The sequence below is a fragment of the Leptolyngbya sp. PL-A3 genome (assembly GCF_039962325.1).
In the GTDB taxonomy this organism is placed as follows: domain Bacteria; phylum Cyanobacteriota; class Cyanobacteriia; order Elainellales; family Elainellaceae; genus Vacuolonema.
In genome coordinates this window covers 1-20,123 of sequence record NZ_JAMPLB010000017.1, presented here as the reverse complement: position 1 = coordinate 20,123, position 20,123 = coordinate 1, and the positions used below count along the sequence as shown (strand labels likewise).

The window sequence follows — 20,123 nt, the reverse complement described above, 5'->3', positions numbered from 1 at the left end:
AACCGGGGCATTTAGATATCTGCTTCCAGAACGATATGCTTCTTAGCATTCCCTCAGCCCAGGATGGATCATCCAGGCTTATTACATAGGTTTATCCAATGATTGTTCTGGCTTTTCTGTCTTTTATAGAGGGTTAATGGATTTATAGAATCTCAGGAAAGAGATGGATGAATATGGGCACATTTCCTCCCTAAGGCTCTATAAATCCGTCAGCGCTTAAGGGTGTGGGTATGGATGGTTTTCTCACTGACCCGCAAATTTGCTAATTTACTGTGGTTTATGAGAGACATCGTATACATCTTTAAAGTCTGATTGCAGAAGCTTTCGTATTCCAAAAGTGGATGTTGCTGCAGTCACAAAAAATTATACAAAAGTACGTGCAAATCTATCTGAAAGTATAATATTTAGTTTTTGTTTTGCCTTACAACAGAGTGAGTTAGCTGAGTAGCTCTCCCCATGACGCCTGGTGCATCCCATCATGCCCTTACTGAAGACGTTTTTGTATTTCCGGCTTCCTTTGCCCAGCAACGCTTGTGGTTCGTTGAGCAATTAATTCCCAACCGCTCGCTCTACACCATCCCCCTGGTGTTCTGGCTCACGGGCTCGCTGCACCGGGCCGCGCTGGAGAGGAGTATTGCGGCGATCGCCCAACGTCATGAAACCCTACGCACGACCTTTCGTATGGTGGATGGGCAATTGGCCCAAATCATTGCCCCTCATGCCGATTTATCCCTGGGCTGGACTGACTTACAAACGCTAGCGGAGAATACCCGCAAAGACGCGGCTCTGGAGCAAATTCGCCAGGTGGCCGAGCAACCCTTTGACCTCACTACCGGGCCCCTTTGCCGGGCTCAGGCTTGGCAGTTGGGTGACACAGAGCATGTGCTGTTAATTGCCTTTCACCACATCATTTTTGATGAATGGTCGGGAGGGGTTCTGATTCGAGAATTGGCGGCCCTCTACACCGCATTTCTGCACGACCAGCCCCATCCTTTACCTGAGTTGCCCATTCAATATGCTGACTTTGCCCATTGGCAACGGCAATGGTTGCAGGGAGACGCTTTAAACGCTCAGCTCAACTACTGGCGGCAGCAGTTACACGACCTGCCCACATTAGAGCTACCAACCGCTGCGCCACGCCCAGAGGTGCCTCAGCATCGGGGAGCCAGTCAGTTACTAGAGGTGCCACAAACCTTACTGGAGCCGTTAGAAGCCCTGAGCCAGAATGTTGGGGCGACGTTATTTATGACGTTGTTGGCGGCGTTTCAAACCCTGCTGCATCGGTACACAGGGCAGACGGATATGGCGATCGGCTCCCCCATTGCCAATCGTCACCGTAGCGAATTAGAAGGGCTTATTGGCTTCCTGGTCAACAGTCTGGTACTGCGGACAAATTTGGCAGGAGACCCTTCCTTTCGCGAGTTGCTGGAACGGGTACGAGAAGTAACCCTGGCTGCTTATGCCCATCAAGATTTGCCGTTTGACAAACTTGTAGAGGAATTGCAACCCGTTCGTAGCCTTAGCCAAAATCCACTGTTTCAAGTGGTGTTTGCCCTGCAAAATGCACCGATGGCGCAACTGGAGCTACCTGGGCTCACGCTTAACCCTCTGGAGTTTGCCGCCCAAACCACCCGCTTTGACCTGGAGGTGTACCTGTGGAAAGCGGGCGATGATTTTCGTAACTCGTGGGGGAAGGGATGGCAACAGGCGAATGGCCTGCGGGGGATTGTGGTTTACAACACTGACCTGTTTGATGGAGATGCGATCGCCCGTCTGCGCCACCACTTCCACACCCTCCTTACAGGCATTGTTGCTAACCCCGATGCCCCCATCTCGACCCTCCCCCTCCTCACGCCTGCTGAACAGCAGCAGCAATTGATGACCTGGACCAAAACGCGTACTCAGTACCCGAGCCATGACTGCATCCATCACCTGTTTGAACAACAGGTACGGCAGCGGCCCGTGGCAATCGCTGTACGCTATGGCGATCGCCACTTCACCTATGAGGAACTGAACCAGGGCAGTAATCAGCTGGGCCGTTACTTGCAGAAGTTGGGTGTCCGTCCTGAACAGCCTGTAGGCATTTGCCTGGAGCGATCATCGGAGGCGATCGCGGCCATGCTGGCTGTTCTCAAAGCGGGTGGAGCCTATGTACCTCTCGACCCGAGTCATCCGTCTGAGCGGCTAAATTTCATTGTGAAGGATGCCAATATTTCAGTCGTCTTGACCCAACGACCCTGGGCGGAAGCGTTTGCTGAAGCCGATGTGCAGGTGGTGTGTTTGGACGAGAGTTGGGGGGCGATCGTGGAGCAACCTGACCATAACCTCAGCACGCCTGGCAAGGCTGATCAGTTGGCCTACCTCATGTATACATCAGGCTCTACCGGCGCACCTAAGGGCGTAATGGTGCCCCATCGGGCGATCGCACGGCTCGTCTGCCAGACCAACTATGTCCACTTGGGGAAAAGCGATCGCATTGCTCAGGTCGCCAATTTAGCCTTTGATGCGGCCACCTTTGAAATCTGGGGTGCCCTGCTGAATGGTGCTCAACTGGTCGGCATTGAGCGCGAAATCACCCTATCCCCAATGGAGTTTGCGGCCACTCTGCAACAGCTACGCATCAGCGTATTGTTCTTGACGACGGCTCTGTTTAATCAAACGGTGAGCCAGGTACCCCGCGCCTTCCAAACCTTGAAGTACCTGCTATTTGGTGGCGAGCTTGCCAACCTCGATCGAGTGCGAACCGTAGTGCAGCAGGGTAAACCACAGCATCTTCTGCATGTCTACGGCCCCACGGAAAACACAACTTTCTCAACCTGGTATGAGGTTAAACAGGTGCCCGAGAAGGCGACGACGATTCCCATTGGGCGGGCGATCGCCAATACCCAGGTCTATGTCGTGGATAGCCACCTCAAACCGGTTCCCCCCGGTGCCTGTGGGGAAATTTATCTGGGCGGAGATGGCCTGGCGCGGGGGTATCTCAATCAGCCAGAACTGACCGCTGAACGTTTTATTCAGGCTGAGGAGTTAGGGCTGGATGCCGAGGAGCCAGGAATCAGCTTTCAGCTCAAGCCCTCCATTCCCAGCCCTCCATCCTCCATTCTTTACAAGACGGGCGATCGCGCCTTCTACCGTCCCGATGGCAACCTGGAATTTTTAGGCCGCACAGATCATCAAGTCAAGATTCGTGGATTTCGGGTGGAATTGGGGGAAATTGAGCGGGTTTTGGCTCAGCATCCTGGTGTGCAGGATGTTGCGGTGATAGTGCGAGATGTTGAGGGCGATCGCCAACTCATTGCTTATATCGTGTCTAAATCCGAGATAGATACCGAGCGCGAATTGCGTCGCTATCTAAAAACGAAGCTACCAATTTACATGGTGCCTGCGGCCTTTGTCGCGTTAACGGCGTTACCTCTCACCCCCAACGGCAAAGTGGATAGCCGGGCACTTCCGCTTCCGATGATGACGGCCAAACCTGTGCTATCTCAGGCTCCCACTAGCTCCATCGAGCAAGATTTGGAGGAGATCTGGAGCCAATTATTGGGTCGTGGTGCCATCAGTACAGACGACAATTTTTTTGAACTGGGTGGGCACTCCCTACTGGCAACCCAGCTTGTGTCCCGAATTCGCGATCGCTTTCAGGTTGAACTCTCGCTGCGTAGCCTCTTTGAAACCCCCACGATTGCTGCCTTAGCTCAAAAAATTGAAGCGCTGAAGTGGGCCCAGGCAACCTCTATGTCTTCTCAACGCACCACTCCTACCGCCCATCGACGCGAGGAAATTGAGCTATGACGAACACCATTACAGCGTTTCTCGCACATCTAAAAAGCCTGGATGTGCAACTCTCTGTGGAGGGCGATCGCTCAGATTCTCCCGATACGCTGCGTCTGCGCTGTACGGCTCCTGAAGGCATTCTGACTGAAGAATTACGGCAGCAACTGAGCGATCGCAAAGCAGAGCTATTAACCTTCTTTCAGGATGGGCAATCACTCTCTCCATTTTCGACAGCGCCCATTCAACCCACCGTTCACAAAAGTATCTTTCCACTATCATTTGCTCAGCAACGCCTGTGGTTTCTATCCCAACTGGAGCCCGACAATCCTTTTTACAATATCCCGGCGGCTATTCGGTTAAATGGGCGCATTGATCGAGATGCTTTAGAGCAAGCATTTAATATCATCGTGAGCCGTCATGATGCGCTGCGCACAACCTTTAGCCGGGTAGATGGGCAGCCTGTGCAGGCGATCGCCCCGGAGGTGAAAATTCCTTTAGCGACCGTCGATCTGCAATCAATTCCTGAGGCAGAATGCGATCGCGTCATTCAACAGCTGACCACTGCCGAGGCGCAACGTCCCTTTAATTTGCAGACCGATCCGTTACTGCGGGTGACGCTGTTACAAGTTCGTCCGACAGAGTCCATTCTGTTGCTAACGCTGCATCACATTGTGGCAGACGGCTGGTCATTGGGGGTTTTGAATCGAGAATTGGCGGCTATCTACACGGCTCTCGTGCAGGGCCGAGCCCCGGCGTTGCCTGCGTTACCCATCCAATACCCTGACTTTGCTTGCTGGCAGCGCGATACGTTGCAGGGGGATGTGTTAGAGGCGCAACTCAGCTACTGGCGATCGCAATTGCAGGGATTATCCCCTTTAGAGTTGATGGGCGATCGCCCTCGTCCTGCGGCTCAGACTTACCGAGGAGCCACCTACCCAATCTCCTATTCCCCAGTCCTGACAGGGGCTTTGGAGGCTCTCAGCCAACGGGAAGGAACTTCGCTATTTATGACCCTGCTAGCGGCCTTTCAAACCCTACTTTATCGCTACACCGGGGAGGATGATATTGCTATTGGCTCACCCATCGCAAATCGTCACCGTAGCGAGCTGGAGGGATTAATTGGCTTTTTTGTAAATAGTCTGGTGTTGCGAACAGACCTCTCAGGCAATCCAACATTTCGAGAGTTGTTGGGCCGCGTTCGTAGTGTGGCTCTAGAAGCCTATGCCCATCAGGACTTACCCTTTGAAAAATTAGTGGAGGAACTGGAGCCTGAGCGCGATCTGAGCCGCAATCCCCTCTTTCAAATTGGGTTTGCCCTGCAAAACGCCCCGATGCAACCCCTGGAGCTGCCGGGAGCGACTCTGGAACCTGTCCATCTGGAGCCCGGCACCACTCGCTTTGACCTGGAAGTTCATCTCTGGGAACCCTCCCACGGGTTACGCAGCCTCTGGCAATCTCAAGATGGTTTGAGCGGATTTGTCTCCTACAGTGAGGATTTGTTCGATCGCTCTACCATCGGTCGCCTGGTCGGGCACCTCCAGACTTTGCTGGAGGGCATCGTCGCAGATCCTGATGCACATCTCTCCGAGCTGCCCCTGCTAACTGCCACTGAGCGGCAGCAACTTCTTCTGGATTGGAATCCATCTCCACTTGCACCCGCGCCCCTTGGCTTCCATCAAATCTTTGAAGCCCAGGCCCATCAACGGCCGGATGCGATCGCCCTGATTTTCAATCACGAAGCCCTCACCTACGCTGACCTCAATCAACGAGCCGATCGCCTGGCGCAAACCCTACGGCAGCGAGGTGTGCAGCAGAATACCCTGGTGGGATTGTGTGTGGAGCGATCGCCTGACCTGCTGATTGGCATTCTCGGCATCCTGAAAGCGGGAGGAGCCTATGTGCCACTCGATCCGAAGTATCCGAGCGATCGCCTCCAGTTCATGCTGACGGATACTCGGCTCTGGCTGTTGCTGACCCAATCCTGGTTGGTTGATGCTTTGCCAAAATCTCAGGCCCAAATCCTGTGCCTCGATCAACCGTTACCGGAAAGTCTACAGTCTGCACCACTTCCCAGCACAGTTACCACCGATCAACTTGCCTACGTCATTTATACGTCCGGTTCTACAGGCACCCCCAAAGGAGTTTTGCTGACGCATCAAGGGCTGTGCAATGTAGTAGCCGCACAACGGCAGACGTTCCAACTTTCACCGGACAGCCGGGTGCTCCAGTTTAGCTCCCTCAGTTTTGATGCCTCGATTTTTGAAATTGCTTTGGCCTTTGGCTCGGGCAGCACGCTCTACATTCCACCCCCTGCGGCTCAATTGCCGGGTGTAGCTCTGATTCAATTTTTGCAGGAGCAGGCTATTACCCATGCGCTCATCACGCCAGCAGTATTGTCGGTATTGCCCTCGGCAGAACTACCCGCCCTGCAAATGCTCATCACAGGCGGCGAAGCTTGCCCAGCCAATGTCGTGGATCGCTGGGCTGCCAACCACCGTTTCTTTAATGCCTATGGTCCAACGGAAACGACTATCTGGGCCACCATTGCTGAACTTCGCCCCGGAGATAATCCCCTGAATCTGGGCCGTCCTATTCTCAATACCCAACTCTATCTTCTAGATGCAGCTTTCAATCCCGTTCCTATCGGTGTTGCAGGGGAGTTGTACATCGGAGGCGCGGGGCTGGCGCAGGGGTATTTACATCGTCCAGAACTAACTGCTGAGCGGTTTGTTCGAGCGCAGGATTTGAAGCTGGTGGAGGGTAAAGTTTATAGGACAGGCGATCGCGCCCGCTACCGCTCCGATGGCACCCTTGAATTTCTCGGCCGAATTGACCATCAGATTAAAATTCGAGGGTTTCGCGTGGAACTGGGGGAAATTGAGGCAACCCTCCACAAACACCCGGCCTTGCAAGATGCAGCGGTCGTTACGGCTCATCCTGCTCCCCAAGAAACGCGGTTAATTGCTTATTTCAGCCTGGATCAGGACTGGTTAGAGCAAAATCAGAATACGCTTCAAACTCAACACATTAACCATTGGCAAACTCTTTATAACCAAACGTACCAACCTGATGCCGTAGAGCAGAATGATTTTAATATCATTGGTTGGAATAGTAGTTATACGGGAGAACCTATTCCTCTGGAACAGATGCAGGAATGGGTTGATGATCGGGTTCACCAAGTTCTCAATCTCAGGCCAGAACGTGTTTTAGAAATTGGCTGTGGAACGGGCTTGCTACTGTTTCAAATTGCACCTCATTGTCATGAGTACTGGGGAACTGACTTTTCAGCCGTTTCGTTAGATTTTATTCGCCGCCAATGGGGCGATCGCACCCCATCTATCAAACTGCTCCAGCGAACAGCTACCGATTTTCACGGCATTCCGGCTGCAACTTTTGATGTCGTCATTTTGAATTCTGTGGTTCAGTATTTCCCTAGCACTGACTATCTGTTGCAGGTGTTAGAAGGAGCGGTGAAGGCGATCGCTCCTGGAGGTGTGTTATTTCTGGGGGATGTGCGTAGCTTGCCGTTGTTGACGGCGTTTCATGCCGCTGTACAGTTCTCCCAGGCTGAGACCGGAATAGATCGCGTACAATTGCGGCATCGAGTTGAACGCGCTTGTTTTGAAGATCCGGAGTTGGTTATTGACCCGGTTTTCTTTACAGCCTTAAGCGATCGCATTCCCCAAATTCGACAGGTTCAAATTCGTCTGGCTCGCGGGCATTCTGTTAATGAGATGACACAGTTTCGCTATAACGTGTTACTCCATGTTGGAGAAGAGGAAGGAGCGAGACAATCTCCAAAATGCCAAACGCAACCTGCGCTCCAATGGTTGAACTGGCAACAACATCCTGCTACGGTTGCAGAAATTGTCGAGCACTTGCAAAAAGTAGAACCTGAAGTTTTTGGCATCACTGGTATTACCAATAGCCGCATTAGTACAGCAGTTAAAATTACCAAGTGGCTCCTGAAAGACGAATCGCCTAAAACGGTTGGACGGATGCAGGAACTTTTGCAGAACTCGGTGGAGAGGGCGATCGCACCCCAATGTTGGTGGGATTTAGAATCCGCCTTGCCCTATCGGGTCGAGATCTGTTGGTCTGTGATACCTCAACTCGGTTATTATGATGTGCTTTTTTTTCGTCATGATGTTGATTTTGAAGTAGATTTTCCATTAACTCAAAAGCAACATTACTTGTCTTTGTACCGTCTCGCTAATTATCCGCTTCAATCATCACTCACGCGTCAGCTCATTCCTGAATTGCGTCATTTTTTAGCTCAGACTCTTCCTGATTACATGGTGCCTGGTGCCTTTGTGCCGTTGAAGAGTTTGCCGCTGACGCCCAACGGCAAAGTTGATCGCAATCATATTACAGAGCACTACTGCACCATGCAGTCCTTACTCAGTACGTCAGGCACAGACGTAAGGGAGGGGGTTCCGCGATCGTCCACCGAATCAACTCTAGCCAATATCTGGCAAGACCTGTTGCGGCTCAAACAAGTCAGCATTTATGACAACTTCTTTGAACTCGGCGGGCACTCCTTATTAGCGACCCAGATGGCTTCTCGCATCCGCGACGCCTTTAGCGTTGACATTCCCCTGCGTCGTATTTTCGAAGCCCCCACCATCGCCCAATTAGCCCACATTTTAGAAACATTACAAACAACCACTTCTCTATCTCAAACTCCACCCCTCATCCGCCTCGATCGCACGGCCCATCGTCGCTCCCTTGCCTCACTCACTCCTCCCCCCCCCCCTACCCCTTCACCTCCCCCCCCTACTCCCCTGCCCCTTGCCCCTACTGCTTCCCACTCCTGGACACCCCTCGTCCCCCTCGCTCTTGGCGGCACGCAACCTCCCCTCTTCTGCATTCATCCCATCTTCGGTATGGTGCTGCCCTATATGGAGTTGGCTCATCATCTGGGCGGCGATCGCAACCTCTACGGTCTGCAACCTTTAGGGCTGGACGGTAAGCATCCCCCTATCAATCAAATCGAAGCCATGGCTCGCTATTACATCCAGGCAATTCAAACGATTCAACCCCATGGCCCCTACTATTTAGGAGGATGGTCATTTGGCGGACTGGTAGCCTTCGAGATGGCACAGCAACTGACTCAGGCGGGGGAATCCGTTGCTCTGCTAGCCATCTTTGATACTGCTGCGCCTATTGCTGCCAACCGCCCCACCCCTAGAGAGAGTCTTACCTTTCTACTCAAAACAGCCCTCTGGTCTACCCTGCCATTTCTGCTGGATTATGGGGCGATCGCCATTTCCCGCCTATCCCAAGTACTACAACGTTCTCGTGCCATATCTACCCAGACCACCTCACAGAGTGATTGGTTATCGCGCTGGCAGTGGTGGGCGATCGCCCGTTTGATGCCTGAAGAGTCTCGTTTGCGATTACTGGATGAGTCAGCGATCGGCCCCATGCTGCGCATCTTTGCAGCCAACAGCCAGGCTGCATACCACTATGCACCACAGCCTTATCCACAACCGATTACGCTCTTTCAAGCTATGGGAGCATCCCAACATTCACAATCTGACACGACGTTAGGATGGAATCAACTGACACCCTATGTACAAGTTCATACGGTTCCAGGAAATCATTTATCCATGCTAAAACCACCCCATGTGCAAACCCTGGCACAGATACTGAAGTCTTATCTATAAAAGTGTTTATTGAGCCCTCTTGCCGAGTAACAACAGTAATGAGGAAACTTGAAAACCTTAGGGGTTACAATTAATGTTTCAGTTTTCTCCCCTATGACTTATTTACATCAAACTACCAATATTCCTAACTTGAAGGGCTCAAGAATTTTAGTTGTAGAGGATGATCCAGCTACGGCTGAGTTATTTCTTCTCGTATTGCATGAAACAGAGGCAGAGATAATGATGACACCCTCGGCAGGAGAAGCGTGGGAGTGTTTTACTTCAAAGACGCCTAATCTCCTGCTCTGTGATATTCAGCTACCAGGCAGGAATGGATGCGACTTTATCAAATCAATACGCGCTTTGCAGGATGAACGAAATCAAATTCCAGCCATTGGAATTACGGGCTTTCCCTGGGAGTGTGATGAAAAACAAGCCATTGATGCTGGGTTCAATCGCTATTTATTAAAACCCTGTGACCTGAGTAGTCTGATTGACTCGATTCTCGAATTAACCGAGGATGCAGAATAAACAAAAGGAGTGGGGCAGTGCACCGCCCCACTCCTTTTGTCCTGATGAAAATGGACATCAGGAGTGAGTGGAACCACTGCTCCCACTCACTCCTGATGTTCTAACTAACACACACTCGCAATAATAGACCTCCTGCATGAATCTTTGTGCGGCGGAGCCGCACAAAGATTCACGCCCCCAAAAAACGGATTCATGCAGGAGTTCTACTGATTACTCTCATTCAATTAAGCCTTCCTGACGGGCACGAATCTCTGTCTGGATACGAATATTCTTGCCTTCGTCAGGGTAAACATCTAGTACGTCTTGAATCTTTGTCCAGTAGTGGCGCACACTGCGTTCTGATACATTCATGCGTTCGGCGATCGCCTTATCCTGCAATCCCTCCTCAAAGGCCAACCGCAGCACCTCCAACCATTCCGGCTTCACCTCCAGACCATTTCGCATATCCTTTGGCGTAAAGATCAACCCCTGCATGGCCCAATCCACTTTGACTAGCATTTCCCTCATGGAAAGCCCTTTATCCGCAATGGTGAAGCCGCCTTCGTGGGCATTGATAGCGGGTTTGAGGCGAACCAGCGATCGTACATGGGCACTCTGCACAACAATATTCAGGTCAGGATAACGCTCCATCAGAGTTTTGAGCAACTGAATTCCGGTGTCCAATCGGGCTGGATCTCCTGCTTTTTCGGGCATGGAAAGATCAACTACTGCCAGGCTGGGTTGGTAGGCTTCAACTTGATCGATTGCCTCCTGCGCTGTTTGGGCTGTAACAATCGTGGCCTCGGGCAGGTGCTGTTGTAGGGCGGCACGGGTGCCTCCCAGCACCAGCTCGTGGTCATCAATGACAAGTAGAGTTTGCTTTGTATTACTCGACATGGTGTACCTTGGGGGCTATGGGCGGGGCTAGTGGATCACAGTAATAGCTCGGTGGGCCAAATCCCCCGCCATCGATACAGAGGATCATCCCACTCTAAATCGTATTTGCCCGACATTAAAAACTGAAAGACGCAACCTAAATCTTGTAGGGCAGATTCCTTCTCCTCAAGCCATCGTTCCGTCACGTGCACATCAATCTCTAATCCCTGCGTAGAAGTATGGTCGGTTAGCTTGATGGCGATCGCCGTAACAGACTCCGTAAGCACCAGGCTCAGCAAATCATCCAGGGTAGTCAGCAAAAAATAGCTGCGCTCATAGGGCCCCGGCACCCATTCTGCGGGCAATGTACTGTGAATGGTAATGCTGGGGTGAAGCTGTTGCCAGGCTTCTAATCGGGTGGCGATCGCTAAAGGCAGGTTATCTTGCAAGAATGAGGGGGAGAGGCGATCGCTTAACGTCTTAAGCTGCTCGTAAAGCTGGTTTGCCACGTGGGGAGAAACCGGCATTTCTCCGGAAGCGCCCAGCTCCATCAACTCCAGCTGCCGCCGCAAGGCAAACACTTCCTGTAGCGCCCCCTCGCGGATAGCTTCTGCTTCCCCATGCAATCGCTGTGCCTGACGACCATACCAATCCTGTAAAGCTCTCTGCATTCGCCGATGGGAATCCCAATCCCAATCCATGACTGAACCCATTTCAGTACAGGTAACCAGAGCAGTCTCCTAATGACTCTCAGGAGCCTGACCGGAAACCTTTTCACTATAAGCGATCACAAAAAAATGACAGGCGTATTTTTGACCATCTGCTTTGCCGGAAAGTGCAAAGTTACAGCTGTTCTCATTTAACAAATCAACTGAGGAGATTTCTGCATAAGAATTTACCCGTGATGTGGGTGTTTTGACCACGAAGCGGTCAAAACACCCACATCACGGAGGTAATTTTATTACTGGAAATCTCTTTACAGCGCTTTTCAAGCCCTCAAAATCTGGTTGTTTTTGTGAGGGCTGCGTAGAGCACGGCCCTCACAAAAACAACCGTGGCTGATTCAAGCGCAAAGCGCTGTAGGTTTGGAGGTAGGAGATGAGTCGCACCTCCTACCTCCAAACACGTCAGAGCGCACGAAAGTTTTGAGTGAAGGGAGAAATGCTTTGTTTAATGAGCGTGGGACAATGCCATCAAATTACACAATTTATAAACCGTTCGTGCCCCAACATTGCCATCCCACTCTGCATCACCTACCTCTACTACATCAAACCCAATAATCTCTCGTCCGCTATTCACGACCTCGCGAAACAGGCAGAATACCTGCTCTAACTCCAATCCTCCCGGCACTGGCGTTCCTGTATTCGGGCACAGCTTCGGATCGAGCCCATCCACATCAAAACTGATATAAACTTGCTGCGGCAACTCTGCCACAATCTGTTTGCACAACTCGATCCAGGTTACGCCTGCATATTGTTTCTGCTTCAGGATCGAGTCGTAATGGGTCATAACACGTCCCTGTGATCCCTCAATCAAATCCACCTCGTCCTGGCATAGGTCCCGAATCCCTACCTGCGCCAGTTTCGAGATCTGCGGAATCTTCAACGCATTAAACATGATTGATGCATGGGAAAACTCAAACCCTTCATAGGCCTCCCGCAAATCCGCATGGGCATCAATATGGAGAATCCCAAACTCTGAATAATGCTGAGCCAGTGCTTGAAGGTACCCTAAAGGCGTACTGTGATCACCCCCAATCACCGCAACTCGCTTCCCCTGCTGCATAGCGACCTGGGCTTGCTCAAATAGCCAACGATTAACAGCTGCGCCCTCTTGATTGATGCGATCGCGCACCTCTACTAACCCTGGCACATCCTCTACAAGCCCGCCCTGCTCCAGATGCTCAATCAACTGCGTCGCCTCCGCCCGCAACGCGTCGCTCTTCTCTCGCAGATCTGTCGGGATTTCCATCATGAAAATGCCCTGTTTCCACCCGTCAGGGTAATCCAGATCAAAGATGTCAAGCTGCCGAGATGCATCCAAAATTCGCTGCGGTCCTGCTGCGGTCCCCGCTCCATAGGAAACAGTTACCTCCCAAGGCACACCCAGCAAAATCAAATTAGCCGTATCGTAATCAAAGGGGAAGCCCAGCAAATTTCCGTTATCCAAGCTGACACCGCTGGGATCAAAAGTTTCTAGAATTTCTTCGCGAGTACGCATGGGGCAGTGTAGAGAGGGAATAATAGTTAGGGGTGACATCGAGTTACCCCTCTCTCATTCTGTCATTTTGAACTCTGCTTACCCAAAATCCTGAGCAGTTTTTGCCCAGGGGGTACGTGCCGGGGTCTGGTTAGTGTAGGATGAATGATTCGGGGTTCGGTCTTAAGCCTTGTGTTTGATGAAACAAACACAGGGCTGAAGCGTGTGTTAATCCTCTGTGGGCTTATCTTCTGGGGGTACAGAGCATATGGCTAAGGTTCTCATCATCGGCGCAGGCGGAGTTGGTAACGTTGTAACTCACAAATGCGCTCAGATTCAGTCTGTCTTCTCGGAAATTCTGCTGGCGAGTAGGACCAAAGAGAAATGTGATGCGATCGCCGCTTCGGTGGATCATCCCAATCTGTCAACGGCTCAGGTCAATGCTGATCAGTCCAGCGAAGTCTCCGCGCTGATCAAAGACTTTCAGCCCGATATTGTCATAAACGTTGCCCTTCCCTATCAAGATCTGCCCATTATGGATGCGTGTCTTGAAATGGGAGTCAACTATCTCGATACGGCCAACTATGAGCCACCGGACGAAGCCAAGTTTGAATACAAGTGGCAGTGGGCCTACCACGAGCGCTACAAACAGGCCGGTCTAACTGCCATTCTCGGTTGTGGCTTTGATCCCGGCGTAACGGGTGTTTTCACTGCCTACGCCCTCAAACACTACTTCGACGAAATCCATTATTTGGATATTGTTGACTGCAATGCGGGCAACCATGGTCAGGCATTTGCCACAAACTTCAACCCCGAAATTAATATTCGAGAAATTACTCAGAATGGTCGCTACTACAAGCATGGCGACTGGGTTGAAGTGGAACCCTTTGCCATCCACCGCCCCATCCATTACCCCGAAATTGGCCCTCGGGAATCCTATCTGCTTTACCACGAAGAGCTAGAATCCCTCGTCAAAAACGTCCCCACTATCAAGCGCGCCCGCTTTTGGATGACGTTTTCGGAGAGCTACATCAACCATTTGAAAGTGCTTGAGAACGTTGGCCTTACCCGTATCGAGCCCATCGAATACGAAGGCCAACAAATTGTGCCTCTCCAATTCCTCAAAGCCGTCCTGCCTCAACCCTCATCCCTGGGCCAAACCTATGAGGGCCAAACCTCCATTGGCTGCCACATTCGCGGCATCAAAGATGGTCAAGAACGTTCCTACTACGTCTACAACAACTGCGATCACGCAGAGGCGTTTAAGGAAGTGGGGGCACAGGCGATCGCTTACACCACAGGTGTCCCCGCCATGATCGGCGCACTTCTGGTGGCTACTGGCGAATGGCAAGGAGCAGGGGTATTTAACGTCGAACAGATGAACCCCGATCCTTTCATGGAAAAACTGGGTACCTACGGCCTCCCCTGGCACGAGGTCTTTGACGCATCTGAGTTCACAGATTAAGTCTCTTCAGAGGTTGCTTTTTCGCGTGCCTAGCACGCGAAAAAGCAACCTCTTCTTGTCGAAACCCCCCTTGAAGAAGGGGGGCTTTTGCTGACCATCCCATCTAATCGAATACGCCATCCATGATTGACTACTCCAAAATCCCCTCTCCCTGCTACGTCCTCGAAGAAGCAAAGCTAATTCGTAACCTTGAACTCATCGATTCTGTCCAACAGCGGGCCGGTATCACCATTCTCTTGGCTCTGAAAGGCTTTGCTATGTTCAGTGCCTTTCCTATCGTCAAAAAATACCTCCACGGTGCCACCGCCAGTTCCCTCTATGAAGCCAATCTGATCCGTGAAGAACTCGGCACTAGTCTCCATCTGTACCTTCCTGTTTACCAGGATGCAGAATTTGACGACCTCATGGTTGGCGCATCTCATATCACCTTCAACTCCCTTAGCCAGTGGGAGCGGTATAAGGATCGTGCGATCGCTCACCGCCTCTCCCCCGGTCTTCGCATCAACCCAGAATACTCCCCCGTCGCCCACGATATTTACAACCCCGCTTCCCCCTACTCCCGCCTTGGCATCCGTACCGAAGTGCTAGGGGATAAACTTCCTGAAGGTATTGAAGGCCTACATTGCCACAACCTCTGTGAAAGCGACTCCTACGCCCTCGAAAATACCCTCGAACAAATCGAAAAACTTTTCGGTCACCACCTCCCCTGGATTAAATGGCTCAATCTCGGGGGGGGCCATCTCATGACCCGCCAGGGCTACGATACTGAACACCTGATCCAAGTCCTCACTCAATTTAAAGCCCGCCACCCTCACCTCCAAATTTATTTGGAGCCGAGTTCAGCGATCGCCTGGGAAACTGGCTTCCTCCGCTCCACTGTCCTGGATATGATTGAAACACCGGGGCCAGCGATCGCCATGCTCGATGTCTCCTTCACCGCCCACATGCCCGACTGCCTCGAAATGCCCTACAAGCCCCGCATTCAGGGAGCCCGTGATCCCCAAGACGGAGAACCCGCCTACCGCATGGGCGGTATGACTTGTTTGGCGGGCGATGTTATGGGCATGGGTGACTACCACTTTAACCAGCCATTACAAGTGGGTGACTCCATCATCTTTGAGGATATGATCCACTACACCATGGTCAAAACCACCATGTTCAACGGCATTCCGCACCCCTCCATCGGTATCCTCCACCCTGATGGAACGTTCACCCTCGTCAAGAAATTCACCTACCAGGACTACAAAAACCGTATGTCCTAAAATCTCCTATTGACAGGAAGACAAGAAACCCGGTGTTATCAAAAACACCGGGTTTTTGCCTTTTGGTAACACGCCGCGATACACCAATGCCACAATACAAACCTGATCCAAACCCCACAGATGCGAAGTGGCCTAACAATACTCATGCAAAACATCCTTGTCGAAGGGGCCTGGGGTTTGGAGGACGGCGTACCCCCAAGCTAGGTCTTCGCGATCTATCAAGAATCTCCACAACACAAGCAAAAATTACACCGCAAGAAACCCATAGCCATCCAAAAAACTTCTTAGCAGAATAGATAATATCCAAACAGCTCAAGATGGTCATTTAATCGATTCACCACACCTAAAAATATGCTTCAACTCGCTAAAAGTAAAAATTACCCATCTTTAGAAGAACGAATTGAAACATCTGAATGGGAAGATATTTATCACACTTTAGACAATCAAGGATTCGCGATTCTTAATTCTCTCTTAACTCCAGACGAATGTTATCAGCTTACTCAAACATACAATTCCGAAGATAGCTTCCGTAGCCAAATTATTATGGAACGCTATCGCTTTGGAAAAGGTGAATACAAATACTTCGCCTATCCCTTACCGCCACTCGTGCAAACCCTACGCGATCGCCTCTACCCCCACTTATCTCCCCTTGCAAACCGCTGGAACGAAGCTCTTAACACCTCCTTCCGTTTTCCCAACACCCTCCCAGAATTCCTCGAACTCTGCCATCAAAGCGGGCAACAACGTCCTACCCCATTGCTTTTAAAGTACAAAGCAGAAGATTACAACTGTCTACACCAAGATCTCTATGGAGAAATGGCATTTCCACTGCAAGTGGCGATCGCCCTCTCCCAACCTAACCAGGACTACACTGGTGGTGAATTTATCCTCATCGAACAGAAACCGCGCGCTCAGTCTCGCGCCCATGCCATTACCCTCAATCAGGGCGACGCCATTATCTTTGCTGTCCATCATCGCCCTGTGCAAGGTAGCCGAGGTTTCTATCGTGTAAATTTGAAGCATGGAGTCAGCACCATTAAATCAGGTCAGCGCTACTGCTTAGGAATCATTTTCCATGACGCCAAGTAACCCCAGTGTCACCGATGTATTGAACTCAGAACTCCAACCACCCAGCCCTGCCTTGAGGAAGGCGATCGCCCATATCTGCACCCAAGACTCTGACTTCCTCAAAATCGAAGCCGAGGCTGGCCCTCTCCACATCCGCCGCTGGCCCCCCACCTTTGCTTCCCTTGTCCGCATCATCCTCGGACAACAACTGTCATCCAAAGCTGCAATGGCAATCTTTCTGCGCACCAATCAATTGATTGAACTAACCCCTGCCAACTTCGCCACTTGCTCAGACACCACCCTTAAACAAGCAGGCTTCAGCCAAGCTAAAATCGCCACATGCAAACGGCTCGCGGAAGCTATTTTAGAAAACCGCCTACATCTAGATTCCTTTTCAGCCCTACCCGATTCAGCCGTTGCCACCCAACTTACCCAAATCAAAGGTATCGGCTCCTGGACCGCTGAAATTTACCTCCTTTTCTGCCTGGAACGCCTCAACAGTTTCCCATCCCTAGACTTAGCAGTTCAAATTGCCTACCAACGTCTAAAGCATCTCGATCAAAAACCAACCAGCAAAGAACTCATCGTACACTGTAAACCACTAGAACCCTTCCGCGGAGCAGCAGCTCATCTCCTTTGGCATTACTACAGAAACACCCCCAAAACCTAAAACACTACAGCGCTTTGCGCTTGAATCAGCCACAGTTGTTCAAGAGCCGTGCGGAACATAGCTCTCGAACAACAATTAGATATTAAGTCCTTGAAAAGCGGTGTAAGGCAATTTCCTTGAAGCGAATGAGTGAGTGGAGGGCGATCGCCCTCCACTCACTCATTCGCAAAAAAACTCGCAGTTTCTTGAGAGTGTAAAACTTAACTGCAGATGATAGGTATGGTGAATTCTATGTTTGCTTGCTCAGTACGGAACAAGAAATAAAACTACCTTTAAAGCTTAGAAGTTTTGCATTGTGGGAACTTCACCCCTAAAACGGGAAAATTTGGGCTTTAAAGTTTTGTCCTGTTCTAAGATTTAATCGAATTTTGAGCTACTGATCAAATTCTATTGAATAACCGAATTTGATCAGTAGCTCAAGCTGTTTGAAATATCTCTGAGCAGGTTGACGGTTCTTAGCGGTAGCTCAAAACCATCAACCTGATTAAACAGCTTTTAACCCGCAGCCGTCGGGTAAACACCCCAGTTTTGAATTCCTTGCTGCTGAAACAGGTTCTCCGCCTGCTCCACATCCTGTTCGCTTCCTTCAATGGAAACCAAATAGTCCCCTTGCTGAAGGCGATCGCCATATACTGATGCCTCTTCCGCAGGTATCCCATACTGCTTCAATGCCTGCACCAAATTATGGGATGACAACGCTGCTACCCCACTACTGCTCACTGTTGCAATCAGTGCTGCTCCAAGGCTCCCCGCTGCCAGCAACACCCCAACTCCAGGAATTGCAAGGCTGGTTAAACCTAACAAAAAGAACCCAGTAGCTCCTGTCACAAACGTATCCTTCACCATTTCGCCTGTGTCAGAGATTTTGTGTTCACCGAGGCGATCGCTCACCTCAATACCACCAGTTCCCTCCTCCTCCTCCTGAACCTCCTGAGCAATCAGGGAAACACGCTCCATGTTAACCCCTGACTGGTTCAGCTCATTAAGAAATTGCTCTGCATCCTGTCGCTTTGAAAAAAGCCCAATTGCGTGTCTGGACTGCTGCTCGGTGACCATAACATCTCTCCAATGGGAACACTCAATTGCCTCAAATCACAACTCGAGGCCACATGCACATTATGTATATGGAAAAAAGCAGCCTTCATCGCACTATGGGCAGACCATCTAAGGGATAGGCAGCCATCCCCTCGACTAGGGGCTTAGAGCATACGTCCCTGATCAAAGCGTTTGGTACCAACTCAGTATCTTGAAATACTGCTACTGCAGGGCTCTTGTCCTAAGCGCCTAATCCCAGACCTACTATTCTTTTTGGATCTCCAACATCTCTCAAATCTGAAGCTTTTGATACAGAAGGGTTTCAAGGAAATTCAAGAAAAGCTGCATTTTTGGGAGGGGAGGGGGTTTACAGAATGCTATGAGAGTTGCTATGTTAGTAAAGCGCTGGAAGAGGTGACCCACACATCAAGCGTCCTGAACAATAGCCAAGCGCTATGGGTAGTGAAAACATCCTTTAGTAAGTTCGGTTAAACTCACCACAAATGAGGAAGTTCAAGTTAAAGTGGGAAATGTGCCAAAGCGACGACTGCGGTACAGAGAGAACCTGGAAAAAGCAATAGTTTGAAAGCCAAGCGAAAACCAATCCTCGTTAAGAAACTACGAGATTGATTTATCAATCTCAAAACAGAAACAGGATTCCGAAGCTTGAAAAGTTTCGGAGCCAAGAGAGCCCAAATTCTCTAACTAATATGGAGAGTTTGATCCTGGCTCAGGATGAACGCTGGCGGTCTGCTTAACACATGCAAGTCGAACGGATGTCTTCGGACATTAGTGGCGGACGGGTGAGTAACGCGTGAGAATCTGCCTTCAGGAGGGGGATAACGACTAGAAATGGTCGCTAATACCCCATATGCCTATGGGTGAAATGAGTTTTGCCTGAAGATGAGCTCGCGTCAGATTAGCTAGTTGGTGAGGTAACGGCTCACCAAGGCGACGATCTGTAGCTGGTCTGAGAGGATGATCAGCCACACTGGGACTGAGACACGGCCCAGACTCCTACGGGAGGCAGCAGTGGGGAATTTTCCGCAATGGGCGAAAGCCTGACGGAGCAAGACCGCGTGAGGGATGACGGCCTAATGGTTGTAAACCTCTTTTATTCGGGAAGATAATGACGGTACCGAATGAATCAGCCTCGGCTAACTCCGTGCCAGCAGCCGCGGTAATACGGAGGAGGCAAGCGTTATCCGGAATTATTGGGCGTAAAGCGTCCGTAGGTGGTTATACAAGTCAGCTGTTAAAGAGTGGTGCTTAACACCATAAAGGCGGTTGAAACTGTAGGACTAGAGTTTGGTAGGGGTTGCGGGAATTCCCAGTGTAGCGGTGAAATGCGTAGATATTGGGAAGAACACCGGTGGCGAAAGCGCGCGACTGGACCTGAACTGACACTGAGGGACGAAAGCTAGGGGAGCGAAAGGGATTAGATACCCCTGTAGTCCTAGCTGTAAACGATGGATACTAGGTGTTGCCCGTATATCGACCCGGGCAGTGCCGTAGCTAACGCGTTAAGTATCCCGCCTGGGGAGTACGCTCGCAAGAGTGAAACTCAAAGGAATTGACGGGGGCCCGCACAAGCGGTGGAGTATGTGGTTTAATTC

Annotated in this window: 11 protein-coding genes and 1 rRNA gene; 8 read left to right on the top strand and 4 right to left on the bottom strand. The window is 50.8% G+C overall.

Annotated features, from left to right (window positions below):
• Window positions 1-456 precede the first annotated feature (456 nt).
• From NDI52_RS14705 to NDI52_RS14695, 3 genes are all read left to right on the top strand, one after another.
• Window positions 457-3,792 carry a non-ribosomal peptide synthetase gene (locus NDI52_RS14705; RefSeq protein WP_190771805.1) on the top strand — a complete coding sequence of 1,112 codons (3,336 nt, stop codon included), beginning with the start codon at window positions 457-459 and terminating at the stop codon, window positions 3,790-3,792.
• Window positions 3,789-9,443 carry an amino acid adenylation domain-containing protein gene (locus tag NDI52_RS14700; protein WP_348256458.1) on the top strand — a complete coding sequence of 1,885 codons (5,655 nt, stop codon included), beginning with the start codon at window positions 3,789-3,791 and terminating at the stop codon, window positions 9,441-9,443. Before NDI52_RS14705 ends, NDI52_RS14700 begins: the two co-directional genes overlap by 4 nt.
• A 93-nt stretch (window positions 9,444-9,536) precedes the next feature.
• Window positions 9,537-9,953 carry a response regulator gene (locus NDI52_RS14695; RefSeq protein ID WP_190771807.1) on the top strand — a complete coding sequence of 139 codons (417 nt, stop codon included), beginning with the start codon at window positions 9,537-9,539 and terminating at the stop codon, window positions 9,951-9,953.
• 216 nt (window positions 9,954-10,169) lie between these two features.
• On the opposite strand, the gene NDI52_RS14690 is transcribed toward NDI52_RS14695, so the two are convergent.
• From NDI52_RS14690 to NDI52_RS14680, 3 genes are all read right to left on the bottom strand, one after another.
• Complete coding sequence (locus NDI52_RS14690) at window positions 10,170-10,829, bottom strand: response regulator transcription factor (protein ID WP_190771808.1); 660 nt, start codon at window positions 10,827-10,829, stop codon at window positions 10,170-10,172.
• Window positions 10,830-10,864: 35 nt separating this feature from the next.
• Window positions 10,865-11,521, bottom strand: coding sequence for a hypothetical protein (locus NDI52_RS14685; protein ID WP_190771809.1), 657 nt, complete (start codon window positions 11,519-11,521; stop codon window positions 10,865-10,867).
• A gap of 457 nt (window positions 11,522-11,978) precedes the next feature.
• Window positions 11,979-13,028, bottom strand: coding sequence for an agmatinase family protein (locus NDI52_RS14680; protein ID WP_190771810.1), 1,050 nt, complete (start codon window positions 13,026-13,028; stop codon window positions 11,979-11,981).
• A 247-nt stretch (window positions 13,029-13,275) separates the two neighbouring features.
• On the opposite strand from NDI52_RS14680, the gene NDI52_RS14675 reads away from it, so the two are divergent.
• From NDI52_RS14675 to NDI52_RS14660, 4 genes are all read left to right on the top strand, one after another.
• Complete coding sequence (locus tag NDI52_RS14675) at window positions 13,276-14,472, top strand: saccharopine dehydrogenase family protein (protein WP_190771811.1); 1,197 nt, start codon at window positions 13,276-13,278, stop codon at window positions 14,470-14,472.
• A 122-nt stretch (window positions 14,473-14,594) separates the two neighbouring features.
• The gene (gene nspC, locus NDI52_RS14670) at window positions 14,595-15,734 is read left to right on the top strand and encodes a carboxynorspermidine decarboxylase (RefSeq protein ID WP_190771812.1); all 1,140 of its coding nucleotides are present in this window, start codon (window positions 14,595-14,597) and stop codon (window positions 15,732-15,734) included.
• 351 nt (window positions 15,735-16,085) lie between these two features.
• Window positions 16,086-16,823, top strand: a complete 738-nt coding sequence (locus tag NDI52_RS14665; RefSeq protein WP_190771813.1) for a 2OG-Fe(II) oxygenase — start codon at window positions 16,086-16,088, stop codon at window positions 16,821-16,823.
• Window positions 16,810-17,472, top strand: coding sequence for a DNA-3-methyladenine glycosylase 2 family protein (locus NDI52_RS14660; RefSeq protein ID WP_190771814.1), 663 nt, complete (start codon window positions 16,810-16,812; stop codon window positions 17,470-17,472). Before NDI52_RS14665 ends, NDI52_RS14660 begins: the two co-directional genes overlap by 14 nt.
• Window positions 17,473-17,967: 495 nt before the next feature.
• Here the strand turns inward: NDI52_RS14660 and NDI52_RS14655 are convergent, their stop codons facing one another.
• Entirely contained in the window at window positions 17,968-18,528 is a 561-nt protein-coding gene (locus NDI52_RS14655; RefSeq protein WP_190771815.1) for a hypothetical protein, read from the bottom strand.
• A gap of 686 nt (window positions 18,529-19,214) precedes the next feature.
• Between NDI52_RS14655 and NDI52_RS14650 the strand changes: the two genes are divergently transcribed.
• Window positions 19,215-20,123, top strand: a 16S ribosomal RNA gene (locus NDI52_RS14650); the annotation flags it as partial.